A 14,634-nucleotide genomic window follows, 5' to 3' on the forward strand; every position below is an offset into this window, starting at 1 on the left:
CGGGGGATGCGATGTCAACCAGATTCAGGCAGCACGCTCTGGTCGCCAGGTGCGCTCGGGCATGCGCCAGTCGATGCCCTCCAACAGCATCGACAGCTGCGCCGGGCTCAGACTGACCTTGCCGCCATCGGCCTGCGGCCACACGAAGCGCCCCTTCTCCAGGCGCTTGCTCAGCAGGCAAAGGCCCTGTCCATCCCACCACAGCAGCTTGATGATGTCGCCGCGCCGGCCACGGAAGACGAAGACATGGCCGCCAAACGGATCCTGCAGCAAGACTTCTTGCGCCACAGCGGCCAGACCATCGAAACCCTTGCGCATGTCGGTGTGGCCAGCGGCCAGCCAGACGCGGGTGCCCGCTGGCAATCCGATCATGGCAGTGAGCGCAGCACTTGCAGGATGCTGCGCAGATCCTGCGCGGCAAAGCCAGGCGGCAGGCACAGGGTGGCGCCATGCATGCTCAGTTCGATGGGCTGCGTCGCTGCCGGCTGTGCAGGCGGTGTATCGGGCTCAATCATCACCGGCAACAGCACTGGTGCGCGGGCCATGGGCACAGGCCCTGGCGGCAGCCACTTGCGAATCACGTTGGCGTTGATGCCATGGCTCAGGGCAATCGCTGACACCGATGCGCCGGGCATCAGGCATTGCGCCGCCACCTCGGCCTTGAACTGTTTGCTGTACGTCCGCCGCTTGCGTACACCCACAACGCCTGTCTTGGCGTCTGAGTCTTGTTTTGCGATCGCGTCCACCATCTTCTCCATAGTGGACGCGATCTTCACGCCGCCATACAGCCTTGGCTAGAGGGTCGTCGTCGGACGCTTACCATCTATGCGCCCGGAGTCCAGTTGGCCAAGGCCGGGGTCATGCTGCTGGGCCTCGTGCCGGACACCTTAGTGCAAGGAGCGTTGGATTGGAACGAGCCGACGACCGAGCCGAGACCGGTCCAAGTTGATTCACGCCATGGACCGCGTCAACGAGCGGTTTGGCAAGAGGACGGTGTTGCTCGGTGGAAGCTCAAGGCTAAGCCAAGGTGCCGACACCTGGGGGATGCGTCAGGTCCGAAAGACACCCAGCTACACGACGCAGTGGAGTGACGTGCCGACAGCGAGGGCTTGAAGCCACCAAATCTGCTTACATCCGTCGTTACATAGTGATGTAAGCAGACAAAGAAAAAAGCCACCGCGAGGGTGGCTTTTTTGTCTAAGTCGTTGTCACGCTTAGAGAAATTCTGGTGGCGCTTCAGGGATTCGAACCCCGGACCTGCGGATTATGATTCCGTCGCTCTAACCGGCTGAGCTAAAGCGCCATCAAGACCTAAAGTATATGCCGACTTTTCGGCTGCGCGCAAGCCTTGTCGCAAAAAATCTTCATCGCATCACCGGCTCTTGAAAAAAACGAGGCCGCCGCCATCTCTCGGCCCATCCGCTACGGTAACCCTTGCAACCCTTTTTGTCTGCATCAGAACCAGCCATGACCAAGCAAACCCATTCCTTCCAGGCCGAAGTCAAGCAACTGCTGCACCTGGTCACGCACGCGCTGTACTCCAACAAGGAAATCTTCCTGCGCGAGCTGATCTCCAACGCCTCCGATGCCTGCGACAAGCTGCGCTTCGAAGCCCTCGATCACAACGAGCTCTATGAAGACGCGCCCAATCTGGACGTGCGCGTGCTCGTCGACAAGGCCAACCGCACCATCACCATCCGTGACAACGGCATCGGCATGAGCGCCCAAGAGGCCATCGACCACCTGGGCACCATCGCCAAAAGCGGCACCAAGGACTTCATGGGGCGACTGTCCGGCGACCAGAAGAAGGACGCTCAGCTCATCGGCCAGTTCGGCGTGGGTTTCTACAGCGGCTACATCGTCGCCGACCGCATCACCGTCGAATCGCGCCGTGCCGGCTTGAAGGCCGAAGAGGGCGTGCGCTGGAGCAGTGAAGGCACTGGCGACTTCGAGGTCGACACCATCACCAAGCCCGGCCGCGGCACCGACATCATCTTGCACCTGCGCGAAGGCGAAGACGAATTCCTCGCCGCCTGGAAACTGCGCAGCATCATCGGCAAGTACTCCGACCACATCTCCCTGCCCATCCTGATGCAAAAGGAAGAGTGGGACAAGGACAAGGGCGAGTATGTTGTCAAGGATGAATGGGAGACCGTCAACCAGGCCGCCGCCCTGTGGACCCGCAGCAAGAGCGACGTCACGCCCGAGCAGTACCAGGAGTTCTACAAGCAGCTCAGCCACGACAGCGAAGATGCGCTGGCCTACACCCACAACCGCGTCGAAGGCCGCAGCGAGTACACCCAGCTGCTGTACGTGCCCGCCAAGGCCCCGTTCGACCTGTGGAACCGCGACAAGCGCGGAGGTCTCAAGCTCTACGTCAAGCGCGTCTTCATCATGGACGACGCCGAAGCGCTGCTGCCCACCTACCTGCGCTTCGTCAAGGGCGTGATTGACTCGGCCGACCTGCCGCTCAACGTCAGCCGCGAGATCCTGCAGGAAAGCCGCGACGTCAAGGCAATCCGCGAAGGCTGCACCAAGCGCGTGCTGTCCATGCTCGAAGAGCTGGCCAACCACGAAGACCAGGCCAAGCGCGACCAGTACGCCTCCTTCTGGCGCGAGTTTGGTGCCGTGCTCAAGGAAGGCGTCGGCGAAGACTTCGCCAACAAGGAGCGCCTGGCCAAGCTGCTGCGCTTCGCCTCCACGCACGACGACACCGGTACCCAGAGCGTGTCACTGGCCGACTACGTGTCGCGCATGAAGGAAGGCCAGGAGGCCATCTACGTCATCACCGCCGACAGCCTGCAAGCGGCCAAGAGCAGCCCGCAACTCGAACTCTTCAAGAAGAAGGGCATCGAGGTGCTGCTGCTGACCGACCGCGTCGACGAGTGGCTGCTCTCGCACCTCTACGACTTTGACGGCAAGCCGCTGCAAAACGTCACCAAGGGTGCCGTCGACCTGGGCAAGCTGCAAGACGAAGAGGAAAAGAAGAAGGCCGAAGAGGCCGCCACCGCGTTCAAGCCGGTGCTTGAGCGCCTCAAGACCGCGCTGGGTGATCGCGCGAAGGATGTGCGCGTCACCACCCGCCTGGTCGATTCACCGGCCTGCCTGGTGACCGAGTCGGGCGACATGAGTGCCCACCTGGCCCGTCTGCTGAAGCAGGCAGGTCAGGCTGCGCCCGAGGTCAAGCCGATTCTGGAAGTGAACCCCGAGCATGCCCTGGTCAAGAAGCTGGACACCAGCGCCCACTTCGACGATCTGGCGCACATCCTGTTCGACCAGGCCCTGCTGGCCGAAGGTGGACAGTTGGAAGATCCGGCTGCCTACGTCCGCCGCGTCAACTCGCTGCTGCTGAACGCGACGGCCTGAGGTCGTCGAGCGGTGCGGGTGCCGAGCTCGGCACCCCATCGAAGCGGCTGTCGAACGCAAAGAACGAGTCCTGTGCAAAGCTGGACTCGGCCCACAGTGCGGCACGCTCGGCACGGCGCTCCTTGAGCTTGCGCGCCAACTGGTCGCCTGCGTCGTTGAGCTCGTCGCCGGGGCGATCTTGCGGGGCCGTCGCCACATCGTGACCCAGTGCCCATGCGGCCATCAAGGCGCCTTGCGGCCATTGACCGGGGCGGCAGCGGAGGTAGCGTACGCGGCAGGCCTCCAGCGTGGCTTCCTTGAGCTTCTGTGAGCGGCCGGTCGAGCGGGTGGGTGTCGATGGAGACTCCAGGTCGATGGCCGAGATCACCACGCCGTTGGGGGTGCACACCAACAAAGACACGTTCAAGGCTTGCAGCCGGTCGTACCACGCGCGGGCATCGCGTGCCGCCGCGGCTTGGCAAAACCGGAGCACGTTGACCTTGGCAAACACCACATGATGGGGCAAGGTGGCTTGCAATTCGCGGAACAGGGCCCGCTCGTGTGCGTTGAGCAGCGGGCGCGCCTGCAAATTCCAGCGCTTCGGCCAGTTTTGGTGACGTGCGCGGGTGAAGTAGGCGTGTCCACCCCATCCCAGCAGCAAGCCGCCCACCAAGGCCGCTGCACAGACCAGCCATAACCACGCATTCGACGCCATGTCGCTCCCCTTAGAACATTGGGAGGGTACGCCGCGGGCGTCGTGCTGAAAACCCCTCCGGCGAGGGGTCAGGGCAAACGTGCACCGATCATCATGAGGAGGTCATCAGCATCCTCAGCCAATCGCTGATGTGCATCACGCGGTACTTCACGCGGTAGATCACCTCGGCAGCCAGCGACTGCAGGGAGCTGTCGAGGTGGCTGCCCATCGTGTCCGGTGGCAACTTCAGCCAAGCCTGCGCATCGGGGCCATCTTGTTCGATCACTGCGCCTGCCTTGGCTGCAATGCGCAGCATCGGCGCGTTTTCGCTCAGCGCGTGGATCATCATGTGGGTGGCATGCTGGTTGCGCGCGTGCGTGATCGCGTGCTGAAACAGCCGCATGCCCAGCCCTTTGCCGCGCCCTGACGGCAGCACGGACACGCCAAACTCCATGGCCTGTGTGTCAGGATGGGCTTCGTGCGGACCATGACCTGGTAGCGCCGCCAGGTGGGCCACGGCCACCAGGCGCAGTTTGCGGTCGAAGATGCCGAACACCTCGTCGCGCTTGAAATCGATCGACGCCACGTATTGAGCCATCTGGTGTTGTGTGGCCGGGAAGCCGAAACGCAGATAGCGATCACGCTCGTCCAAGTGCAGCAAGTGGTCCAGGATGCGGCGGCGATGCCGGGCATGCAAGTCGCGGATGGGAACCCAGTGATCCCCGCTCAAGCTGGGTTGCGGGTTGGGGGCACCCAAGTCGGGCCCCAGTCCGAATCGGTCCAGATCGGAACTTGGCTTGATCGCAGTCATCGCTGACCCCTTTCTGAGCCTGTGAAGCGCATGTTTCGTCGTGCCATGGTGCAATGCATCATAACCTAGGGTTAATACTAATATGGCGTGCGCGACGCGTCTACCGTGCTTGCTTTCATGACAAGTTTAGTGTGGCTCGTTGGTGCTGTTCGAGTGCTTGGCGCGTTTTCCGCCAGGAAGTTTGCACGGGCGTCTCAAAGCGGGCTATACTGCGCGATTCCCGACATGGTTGCCGGGAGGGTTGTGCCTACATTTGTTTGCGGGCGCGGCCCGGGACGCAGGCCAGTTCGCTGGTGCACGCCTTGAGTGCGCCGCAGGTCCGCCGCCCGTTGCTTGAGAGGCCACCACATCCTAAGAAGTGGTTCCAATGGCGACAGTCAGCCAGTTTTTTACCAAGGAAATCTCATGAAGACCTTCAGCGCCAAGCCGGCCGAAGTGAAGCACGAGTGGTTTGTGATCGACGCCACCGACAAGGTGCTCGGACGAGTGGCCAGCGAAGTCGCTCTCCGTCTGCGCGGCAAGCACAAGGCCATTTACACGCCTCACGTGGACACCGGCGATTTCATCGTCATCGTCAACGCCGACAAGATCCGCGTCACTGGCACCAAGGCCAACGACAAGGTTTACTACCGTCACTCGGGCTTCCCCGGCGGCATCTACGCCACGAAGTTCAAGGACATGCAAGCCAAGCACCCTGGCCGCGCCATCGAAAAGGCCGTCAAGGGCATGCTGCCCAAGGGTCCCCTGGGCTACGCCATGATCAAGAAGCTGAAGGTCTACGCCGGTAGCGAGCATCCGCACGCCGCCCAGCAGCCCAAGGCCCTGGAAATCTAAGGAGCGGCCACATGATTGGTAACTGGAACTACGGCACCGGCCGTCGCAAGTCGTCCGTCGCCCGCGTCTTCATCAAGAAGGGCACTGGCCAGATCATCGTCAACGGCAAGCCGGTCGAGCAGTATTTCGGCCGTCAAACCTCGATCATGATCGTCAAGCAGCCTCTGGCACTGACCAACAATGTCGAAGCCTTCGACATCAAGGTCAACGTGCACGGCGGTGGCGAATCCGGTCAAGCCGGCGCTGTGCGCCATGGTGTGACCCGCGCTCTGATCGACTACGACGCAGCTCTGAAGTCGGAACTGAGCCGCGCTGGTTTCGTGACCCGCGACGCTCGTGAAGTCGAACGTAAGAAGGTCGGTCTGCACGGCGCTCGTCGTCGCAAGCAGTTCAGCAAGCGCTGATCCTTCTGGGTGTTTCGCCGGGTCGCATGGCCAGGCGAACTCCCTCAAAAACCCGCTCGGGGCCTGTGCCTCCGGCGGGTTTTTTCATGGGGTGTGCGCAGGTCATCGGATGCTGGCGTCCCGCCTGTCATGAATGTTTTCTAAAATGGTGGTTTTCCCGCAGGTGACGGTGGCTGGGCCCCGCTGCCCTTGAGGCTGAAAGGTGAAGAGATGATCAAAGTCGGTATCGTGGGTGGCACGGGTTACACCGGGGTCGAATTGCTGCGTTTGTTGTCTCAGCACCCCCAGGTGCAACTGCAGGCCATCACCTCGCGCAAGGAGGCCGGACTGCCGGTGGCGGACATGTATCCAAGCCTGCGCGGCCATGTGGACTTGGCCTTCGTCACGCCCGATGACGCCAAGCTGACCGAGTGCGACGTGGTCTTCTTTGCCACCCCGCATGGCGTGGCCATGGCCCAGGCCCGTGAGTTGTTGGCTGCGGGCGTCAAGGTCATCGACCTGGCCGCTGACTTCCGTCTGAAAGACACCGCTGTGTTCGAGCAGTGGTACGGCATGCCCCACAGCTGCCCCGATATTTTGGCCGAAGCCGTCTATGGCCTGCCCGAGCTGAACCGCGAGGCCATCAAGCAGGCGCGCGTCATTGGCAACCCCGGCTGCTACCCTACCTCCGTGCAGCTGGGCTGGGCGCCGCTGCTCAAGCACAAGCTGGTCGAGCCCACGCACCTCATTGCCAACTGCGCTTCGGGTGTGTCCGGCGCAGGCCGCAAGGCCGAAGTCGGCGCCCTGCTGGCCGAGGCGGGTGACAACTTCAAAGCCTATGGCGTGAAGGGGCACCGTCACGGCCCGGAAATCAACCAGCAACTGCGCGCCATCGCGGGGGACGACAGCGTCAACTGCCTGTTCGTGCCTCACCTGCTGCCCATCATCCGTGGCATCCACTCCACCCTGTATGGTCGCCTGACCGCTGAAGGCCAGGCCGCGGATTTGCAGTCAGTGTTCGAGTCCTTCTATGCTGGCGAGCGTTTTGTCGATGTCTTGCCGGCTGGCAGTGCGCCCGAGACCCGCAGCGTGCGCGCCAGCAACACCGTGCGCGTTGCGGTGCACAAGCCGCAGCCTGACACCGTGATGGTGTTGGTGGTGGAGGACAACCTCACCAAGGGTGCCTCGGGGCAGGCGGTGCAGTGCATGAACCTGATGTGTGGCTTGGACGAGCATCTGGGCCTGACCCACGTGCCCGTGCTGCCTTGATGTCCTGAGCGCGGGCAATGTCCGCGTTCATGGCAAGGTCGGGGGGCTTCATGTCATCATGAAAACCATGGTGACGCATTGCGTCAGGACTCAGGTCTTGCGCGTGTGCGGCACAATGGTGGCCTGGCCGACACCCTGCCTCGGCCCCCAGAACTGATCGTTGATTTCGGAGCAAAACCCCATGACCGCCGTAGCTGAGACCTCTGTCGACACCTTCTCGTCTGACCTGCCTGCCCCCATCATCTTCACCGATGCCGCGGCAGGCAAGGTGGCCGAGCTCGTGGCCGAAGAAGGCAACCCCGATCTGAAGCTGCGCGTGTTTGTGCAGGGCGGTGGTTGCTCTGGCTTCCAGTACGGCTTCACTTTCGACGAACTCGTCAACGAAGACGACACGAAGATGGAAAAGAACGGCGTGACCCTGCTGATCGACGCCATGAGCCTGCAATATCTGGTGGGAGCCGAGATCGACTACAAGGACGATCTGGAAGGCGCCCAGTTCGTGATCCGCAACCCCAACGCCCAGACCACCTGCGGCTGCGGTTCCAGCTTCTCGGTCTGATCAGCGCGCCGGGTACAGCGCACCCAGCAACCGGGGGCCACGTGCTCCGGTGACGGCCGGCACATTGCCGGCCAAGCGCTGCAGGTGGGTCCAGGCCAGCCATGCAAACGCGGCGGCCTCGACTTGCATCACATCCAGTCCATGAATATCTGAGCGTCCCACGCGAACGCCAGGCAACTGCTCGCTGAGTCGGCGCATCAGGTCGCCGTTGAGGGCGCCTCCGCCGCACACCACGACATCACTCGCATCGGCGGCGTGCTCTCGCAAAGCTTGCGCGGCACTCCTGGCGGTCAGCTCACACAAGGTGGCTTGAACGTCGCGCGCTTGTGCGCCGTCGCCCAAAGGGCCATCGGTCAAGCCGTGCGGTGCCAACCATCTTGCGAGCCAGTCTGCGTTGAACAGGTCTCGACCCGTGCTTTTCGGCGGAGACTGGTGGAAAAATGGTTCGGCCAAAGCATCGGCCAGCCAATCCTCTCGAACTTCGCCCCCAGCTCCCCACTCTCCGTTGGCGTCGAAGGCGTGACCCGTCTGGACATCGCACCACATGTCCAGCAAGGCATTGCCAGGTCCGGTGTCAAAACCCAGGGGTGTGTCGCCCGGCCTCAAGATGCTCACATTCGCCATGCCGCCAATGTTGAGCACAGCCACGGTCGCGTCGGGTCTCCCGAAGATGGCCTGATGGAAGGCGGGTACCAGTGGGGCGCCTTGCCCGCCGGCGGCCACGTCCCGGCTGCGGAAATCGGCCACGACATCAATGCCGGTCAGTTCGGCCAGCAGTGCGGGGTGATTGAGTTGCAGGGTGTAGCCTTGATCGGGCCGGTGTCTGACGGTCTGGCCGTGCGCGCCGATCGCTTGAACGTCAGTGGGGTTCACCGCGGCCTGTTCGCACACGCTGGTGACCACCTCGGCATAGACCGCGACCAAGGCCTGGGCAGCGAGGGCGCTGCGGTGCAATTCATCGTTGCCCGGGGTGTTCAGGTCCAGCAGGTCTTGGCGCAGCGCAGCGGGAAAGGGGCGGTGGGCATGCGCCAGAGTCTGCCATTGACCCGCATGGCGGCGCATCAGTACGCCATCAACGCCATCCAGCGAGGTGCCGGACATCAAGCCAATGTAGAGCTCAGAAAAAAGCCCGCTGACGCGGGCTGAGGGAGTGAGGGCGTGCGTCATTCAAATCGGGAGCCTGGCTGAAGCCCGGCTGTCTGCAAGGCGTCAGCACGATCCAGTCGTTGTGCGACGGAGACCGCCATGGTGCGGAACTTGGCGAGCGACTGTGGCGACAGTTGCAGGCTTTCAGATGCCCGTGCCACCTGCATGGGATCGACTTGCTTGCCATTGACCTTGAACTCAAAGTGCAGGTGCGGTCCGGTGGCCCAGCCCGTGGCGCCTACAGCGCCCAATGTCTGACCTTGTTCGATGGCTTGACCGCGGCGAGCATCGATTCGGCTGAGGTGTGCATACACGGTGCTGCGGCCCCCGCTGTGGGATACATGCACGACGTTGCCATAGCCTGTCTGCCAACCCGCAAAGGTCACGACCCCTTCACCCACGCTGCGCACCGGGGTGCCCGTGGGGGCGCCAAAGTCCACACCCAAGTGGGCGCGCATGGTCTTGTGAACCGGGTGGAAGCGCATCGCGAACCCGGAGGTTACACGCGAAAAGGCAAGCGGTGAGGCAAGGAAGGCGCGGGTCGTTGAACGTCCATTGAGGTCAAAGTACGCCCCTTTGCGGCCAGCTTCCTGGAACCATACCGCGTCGTGGGTCTCGCCCTTGTTGATGAAGCGTGCTGCGAGCACGCGCCCATGACTGTTGCCCCAGGTGATGGGTTCGCCATCGGCCAAATGCGCTTCGTACAGCACGCTGAAGGCGTCGCCCTTGCGCAATTCGCGCCGGAAATCAATCTCGTTGCCAAAAATTTCGGCGATCTGGTTGGTGACCCCGTCCGGGATGCGAGCGTCATCGGCCGCCGCAAACAATGACGAGCGGATCATCCCCGAGCCCAGTTGTGTGCTGGCTTCCAGCGGGACGATTTCCTGCTTGACGCGGAACGCATTGCTGGCGGCATCGCGCTCAATGGTCAGGCGCGTGAAGTGGGTGTCGAAGTCGCCGTTGTTGGCCGCTGGGCCGCGTATCACCAGTTGCTGGAGCAGGCCGTCCTCAACCAGGGCCTTGACCGACTTGCCGGTGCGCCCTTGCAGCAAGGTGCTGGCGACGGCATCTTGCCGGATGAACTGCGCGGCGTCTGCGTCCATCACGCCCAGTCGTTGCAACAGGCTGTCGACGGTGTCGGCTGACCGCGTGACATCGCTGCGGTACAAAGTCAGGGGGGCGGCATCCAGTCGTTGCAGCTGTTCTTGCAACTCAGGCGGTTGGATGCTTTCGCTGATCTGGGTAACCACAGGGGTTGGCGCTTGCGGCAAGGCAGCCAAAGGCGCGACGCCAAATGCGGTCATGGCTGAGCCCGCCAGCAACGTCAAGACCGCCGCGCTCACGCGGCGTGGATGACGATGCGCCATGCTTTGCAAGGCGGTGGCAGTGGAGATGATCGAGTCGAGGCGAGAAGGCCGCGAGGCCTGATACTGCTTGGACGTTTTCAAACTCGATGTCTCCTCGAACCAGGTGGTGAGGACGGCGTCCTCTAAAATCAGCCCGCTTTGCACGCCAAATGCATGCCGTGGGCACCCACAATTTTCTGAGTATAGCCCTCCAAAGGGGGGCTTGTACTGCTGATTTCCACTGATCGGTTCATCATGTCGCAACTCGAAAAAAATTCCGCCAATCAGCCTGAATTTCCTGTAACGGAACGTGTGCAAGAGGCCTTGGCCGTCACGCAGCGGGGCGTGGACGAGCTATTGCCGGAGGCGGAATGGGTGCGCAAGCTGGCCCGATCCGAGGCCACGGGCACCCCTTTGCGCATCAAGCTCGGTCTGGATCCGACGGCGCCTGACATCCACCTGGGGCACACCGTGGTGCTCAACAAGTTGCGTCAACTGCAAGACTTGGGGCACTCGGTGATCTTCCTGATCGGTGATTTCACGTCCTTGATCGGGGATCCATCGGGACGCAACACCACTCGTCCGCCTTTGACGGCCGAGCAGATCAAGGTCAACGCTGAAACCTACTACCGCCAGGCCAGTTTGGTGCTGGACGACAGCAAAACCGAGGTTCGCTACAACAGTGAGTGGTGTGACGCTTTGGGTGCCCGCGGCATGATCCAGCTGGCCAGTCGATACACGGTGGCCCGCATGATGGAGCGCAATGACTTCCACGATCGCTTCCACGCGGGCACATCGATCAGCGTTCATGAGTTTCTTTACCCGCTGATGCAGGGCTACGACTCGGTGGCCTTGAAATCCGACCTCGAGATTGGCGGCACCGACCAGAAGTTCAATTTGCTGATGGGGCGTCACCTGCAGGCGGAGTACGGGCAGGAGGCGCAGTGCATTTTGACGATGCCTTTGTTGGAGGGGCTGGACGGGGTTGAGAAGATGTCCAAGTCCAAGAACAACTACATCGGCATCAGCGAAGCACCCAACACCATGTTCGCCAAGCTGATGAGCATCAGTGACGAGTTGATGTGGAAGTACTTCACCTTGCTGAGCTTCCGACCGATGGCGGAGATCGAGCGCATGAAGGCCGAATGTGCGGCTGGGCGCAATCCGCGCGATGCCAAGGTGTTGTTGGGGCAAGAGATCGTCAACCGCTTCCATGGCGCGCAGGCGGCAGAAGACGCGCTGGCGGACTTTGTGAACCGTTCCAAGGGGGGGGTGCCCGACGACATTCCCGAGGTGGCGCTCAGTCTGCCCGACGATGGCACAGGCCTGGGCATCGGTGCATTGCTCAAGCAAGCCGGACTGGTGCCTTCCACCAGCGAGGCCCTGCGCATGATCGAGCAGGGCGGCGTGAAGGTCGATGGTGGCGCCGTGCGAGACAAGGCACTGAAACTGCCGTCCGGGACCTATGTTGTACAGGTGGGCAAGCGCAAGTTTGCCAAAGTGGTCGTAAAAGGGTGATTTGGCGTCATTAGGGGGTTGCCCCGACGCCTGAATGCGGGGGATTTTGGGCTCCACTGGTGGTTTCCTGAGGCGATAAGCACGCGTTCAGGGGGAGTCGGCCGTTGTCGGAGATGTGGCACGTCGTTAATCTGAGACCCAACAGACACACACAAGTCTGGGCCGGTCGAAGGAATACGCGGATGCCTTCTGACAGAAGCAGAGAAGTTTCAAAGGGCCGCTTTGTTTCAAGTGGAGATAGACATGAAATTTGCATTCAAGAGCATCGTTGTTGCTACTGCTTTCGTTGCTGCAGGTGCCGCTAACGCCAGCACCGTGCTGCAAGCTGGCAACCTGAACACCTTCGTGCCGACCGGCAACGGTTCGCAAGAGGTGTACTTTGCCAGCGGCTCCGGTACTCTGACTTTCAGCCAAACCCTGATTGATGCTCTGAATACCGGTGGCGTGGAAGTGCAAGCCGCTGGTGGCGCGCTGTCGAACATCGTCGGTGCCCCTGGTGAATACACCGCCGTGGGCGTGAGCGCTCCGGTGAGCACCCTGACGGTTGGCGCTGGCGGCCTCATCGAGCAAGCCCAAAGCGTCGGTGGTGCCACCCAGATCGCAGGTTTTGTGAAGGGTGTGTCCTACGGTGGCACCATCAGCGTGACCAACCTGCGTATCGACATGGTCAACAAGAACATCTACGCCGACTTCGTTGGCGCAGGTAAGAACAGCACTGGCGCTACCGTCAACGTGAACGCGACCAACGTGCTGGCATGGACCTTTACCGACATCGCTGGCCCGACCAACATCACTGGTCCTGGCACGTTCGACACCACTCTGTCCGGCTTGGCGCTGACCACAGAGGGCTTCAACAACCTCAAGAACGGTCTGGGCCTGTACTCCATCGGTCTGATTGCTCTGCAAGGTGCTGCAGCTGACTTCGGTACCCTGACTTCCAGCATCACCGTGGCCGTTCCTGAGCCCTCCACCTACGCTCTGATGGGCCTGGGTCTGGTCGGTATCGGCTTCGCTGCCCGCCGTCGCGCTGCCAAGTAATCGCTGCGCGATCGCTGCGTCCCCGCCTCGTGTGGGGCGCTATCTGAAGCCGCTCAGTGCAATTGCTGGGCGGCTTTTGTCTTGATTGGTTTCTTGTCGGCACTTCTTCCGGAGTTTTCATGTTCAATCCCGTGCGTAGTCGCTTTTCCCTGGCTGTGGGTGCTCTGTTTGCTGTGGCAGCGCTGCCCGCTTCGGCTGGTCCTTCCGTTGAAGACAGCTTGGCACTCAGCATGAGCAAGGGTGTTCGGGATCGCATGTTCTGGAATTTGAGTGTGATCAGCACCAAAACCAAAACCAAATCAGAGCAGCCGCGAGATCTGACGCCGGAGATCGTGCGCATTTCCGATTTGATCGACATGAAGGATCAGTTGGCCGAGGATTTGCTGGCTCGCACAGGGGTGGATGCGCGTCTTTCGACCAATCCCGTGAACCTGACCGGTGGCGGAGCTGCCGCGGTCAATGTGAGAAACGCTCTGCAAACCGAGCAGGACTTCATCGACTACTACAAGATCAAGTACTACGGTGAACCAGGTGCGCCTGGTTTGACGGGGATCGGTTTGCTGGACGCTGCGCTGGTCGAGGATTATGGTTTTGAGTCCGGCGCAGGGTATTTGACAACCCCTCAGGGCATTCGCGCGAAAGCAGGTAATCCGTCGAGTACCGTGGCCATGAGTGTGGGGTACTACTTGAACGACGCACACAACTGGGCGGTTGAGGCGTTGGTGCTTGGTGCGCCGGTCCGGGCCACCATTCAGGGCGCTGGGACGAATGATGCAGGGGCGCCGAATCAATTGGCTGGCCGTGACATCATCAAAACCAAAATGCTGCCGCCCATTGTGAAGTTTGGCTACTACTTCGGGGATCGCTCCTGGTGGGCCAGACCCTATGTCGGTGTGGGTGCGATGTACACCATTTTCTTTGACACGAAGACAACGTCATACTTCGATCAGTACAACGGCGGGACGGGGAAGACGTCAGTTTCGATCAAGAATGCATTTGGCGTGGGTCCGTTTGTTGGCTTGGAAAGCGGAGACTTGTCCGGTTGGAAGGTGTCCCTTTCTGTCGGGCGCATCAAGTTCTCCACCGAGGCGACCTTGGTGTCGCGCGACACCCAGTTCCGCACGGGCGATCCCGCATTGCTTGACTACAAGGAGACAACGGGTGCAGCGATCGAGCAGGGTGAAAGCCTGCGCACCACTGCCAACAACAATGCGACAAATGCCTACCGTGTCAAAACGGGTGATGCGTCCGCTGTCGTGAACTTCATGCCCAATGGCTTCACCACCGAATTGATGCGTGACTTGGCTGCGTACAAGCAAAGTCAGGGTGAGGGGGACGGAAGTCTGGGAACGTTCGTCAGAAAGCAAAAGAGCACTTTGGACAACACCTTGTTCATGTTGTCGATTGGGAAGAATTTCTGACCATCGGATGCTTGCTCGAAATCAGAAAGGGGCCGCTGGCCCCTTTTGTCTTTTCGGCGATGGCTCGTTTGAACTGGGCGCTTGATGGCGCGGCGATGTTCAAGGCAGACTGCGCGCAAGCTCAGTGCAGCTGAGGCGGTCACGGGTGGAGAGTTGTTGATGGTGCCGCCGTATGTTCGGATGCCTGATGTTTCTAGCGATGGGTGCTGGGTGTGCGCTGGTCGTACCGATCTCGTGCAACTGAGGTCAGGCGGGGCGCCAGTCAGGGCC

At 61.4% G+C, this 14,634-nt stretch carries 15 protein-coding genes and 1 tRNA gene; 9 read left to right on the plus strand and 7 right to left on the minus strand.

The window, feature by feature from the left end; genetic code table 11:
* Positions 1 to 24: 24 nt before the first annotated feature.
* Together tnpB and WIT60_RS06250 are read right to left on the minus strand one after the other, a co-directional pair.
* A complete protein-coding gene (gene tnpB / locus WIT60_RS06245) occupies positions 25 to 372 on the minus strand; it encodes an IS66 family insertion sequence element accessory protein TnpB (RefSeq protein ID WP_058087081.1) in 348 nt (115 codons plus the stop codon).
* Complete coding sequence (locus WIT60_RS06250; protein WP_200964342.1) at positions 369 to 746, minus strand: transposase; 378 nt, start codon at positions 744 to 746, stop codon at positions 369 to 371. The genes tnpB and WIT60_RS06250 overlap by 4 nt, the downstream gene beginning before the upstream one ends.
* A gap of 199 nt (positions 747 to 945) precedes the next feature.
* Here WIT60_RS06250 and WIT60_RS16865 point away from each other — a divergent pair, with 199 nt between their 5' ends.
* Positions 946 to 1,113: a DUF4113 domain-containing protein gene (locus WIT60_RS16865; RefSeq protein WP_445207663.1), complete on the plus strand. Its 168-nt coding sequence runs from the start codon at positions 946 to 948 to the stop codon at positions 1,111 to 1,113.
* A 113-nt stretch (positions 1,114 to 1,226) separates the two neighbouring features.
* Here the strand turns inward: WIT60_RS16865 and WIT60_RS06255 are convergent.
* Positions 1,227 to 1,303 (minus strand) — tRNA-Met (locus WIT60_RS06255).
* Between the two features lie 164 nt (positions 1,304 to 1,467).
* Between WIT60_RS06255 and htpG the strand changes: the two genes are divergently transcribed.
* On the plus strand, positions 1,468 to 3,366 hold the full coding sequence (gene htpG, locus WIT60_RS06260) for a molecular chaperone HtpG (RefSeq protein ID WP_339583078.1): 1,899 nt from the start codon (positions 1,468 to 1,470) through the stop codon (positions 3,364 to 3,366).
* Here the strand turns inward: htpG and WIT60_RS06265 are convergent.
* Positions 3,335 to 4,060, minus strand: coding sequence for a DUF2726 domain-containing protein (locus WIT60_RS06265; protein WP_339583079.1), 726 nt, complete (start codon positions 4,058 to 4,060; stop codon positions 3,335 to 3,337). The two genes, htpG and WIT60_RS06265, sit on opposite strands and share 32 nt — an antisense overlap.
* Before the next feature lie 91 nt (positions 4,061 to 4,151).
* Complete coding sequence (locus WIT60_RS06270; RefSeq protein ID WP_339583080.1) at positions 4,152 to 4,850, minus strand: GNAT family N-acetyltransferase; 699 nt, start codon at positions 4,848 to 4,850, stop codon at positions 4,152 to 4,154.
* Between the two features lie 405 nt (positions 4,851 to 5,255).
* Between WIT60_RS06270 and rplM the strand changes: the two genes are divergently transcribed.
* From rplM to erpA, 4 genes are all read left to right on the plus strand, one after another.
* Entirely contained in the window at positions 5,256 to 5,684 is a 429-nt protein-coding gene (gene rplM, locus WIT60_RS06275) for a 50S ribosomal protein L13 (protein ID WP_294638427.1), read from the plus strand.
* An 11-nt stretch (positions 5,685 to 5,695) separates the two neighbouring features.
* Positions 5,696 to 6,088, plus strand: coding sequence for a 30S ribosomal protein S9 (gene rpsI / locus WIT60_RS06280; RefSeq protein WP_339583081.1), 393 nt, complete (start codon positions 5,696 to 5,698; stop codon positions 6,086 to 6,088).
* Positions 6,089 to 6,298: 210 nt separating this feature from the next.
* Positions 6,299 to 7,336 carry an N-acetyl-gamma-glutamyl-phosphate reductase gene (gene argC / locus WIT60_RS06285; protein ID WP_339583082.1) on the plus strand — a complete coding sequence of 346 codons (1,038 nt, stop codon included), beginning with the start codon at positions 6,299 to 6,301 and terminating at the stop codon, positions 7,334 to 7,336.
* A 181-nt stretch (positions 7,337 to 7,517) separates the two neighbouring features.
* Positions 7,518 to 7,895, plus strand: coding sequence for an iron-sulfur cluster insertion protein ErpA (gene erpA / locus WIT60_RS06290; protein WP_339583083.1), 378 nt, complete (start codon positions 7,518 to 7,520; stop codon positions 7,893 to 7,895).
* On the opposite strand, the gene WIT60_RS06295 is transcribed toward erpA, so the two are convergent.
* Entirely contained in the window at positions 7,896 to 9,062 is a 1,167-nt protein-coding gene (locus WIT60_RS06295) for an anhydro-N-acetylmuramic acid kinase (protein ID WP_339583084.1), read from the minus strand.
* Complete coding sequence (locus WIT60_RS06300; protein WP_339583085.1) at positions 9,059 to 10,489, minus strand: M23 family metallopeptidase; 1,431 nt, start codon at positions 10,487 to 10,489, stop codon at positions 9,059 to 9,061. The genes WIT60_RS06295 and WIT60_RS06300 overlap by 4 nt, the downstream gene beginning before the upstream one ends.
* 153 nt (positions 10,490 to 10,642) lie before the next feature.
* Here WIT60_RS06300 and tyrS point away from each other — a divergent pair, with 153 nt between their 5' ends.
* The 3 genes from tyrS (at position 10,643) to WIT60_RS06315 (ending at position 14,364) form a co-directional block, all read left to right on the plus strand.
* Positions 10,643 to 11,905, plus strand: coding sequence for a tyrosine--tRNA ligase (tyrS, locus tag WIT60_RS06305; protein WP_339583086.1), 1,263 nt, complete (start codon positions 10,643 to 10,645; stop codon positions 11,903 to 11,905).
* A 243-nt stretch (positions 11,906 to 12,148) separates the two neighbouring features.
* On the plus strand, positions 12,149 to 12,943 hold the full coding sequence (locus WIT60_RS06310; protein ID WP_339583087.1) for a PEP-CTERM sorting domain-containing protein: 795 nt from the start codon (positions 12,149 to 12,151) through the stop codon (positions 12,941 to 12,943).
* Positions 12,944 to 13,062: 119 nt separating this feature from the next.
* On the plus strand, positions 13,063 to 14,364 hold the full coding sequence (locus WIT60_RS06315) for an OmpW/AlkL family protein (protein WP_339583088.1): 1,302 nt from the start codon (positions 13,063 to 13,065) through the stop codon (positions 14,362 to 14,364).
* The last annotated feature ends 270 nt before the right edge of the window (positions 14,365 to 14,634 follow it).

The organism is Aquabacterium sp. G14 (genome assembly GCF_037482285.1).
Classification (GTDB): Bacteria; Pseudomonadota; Gammaproteobacteria; order Burkholderiales; family Burkholderiaceae_C; genus Aquabacterium.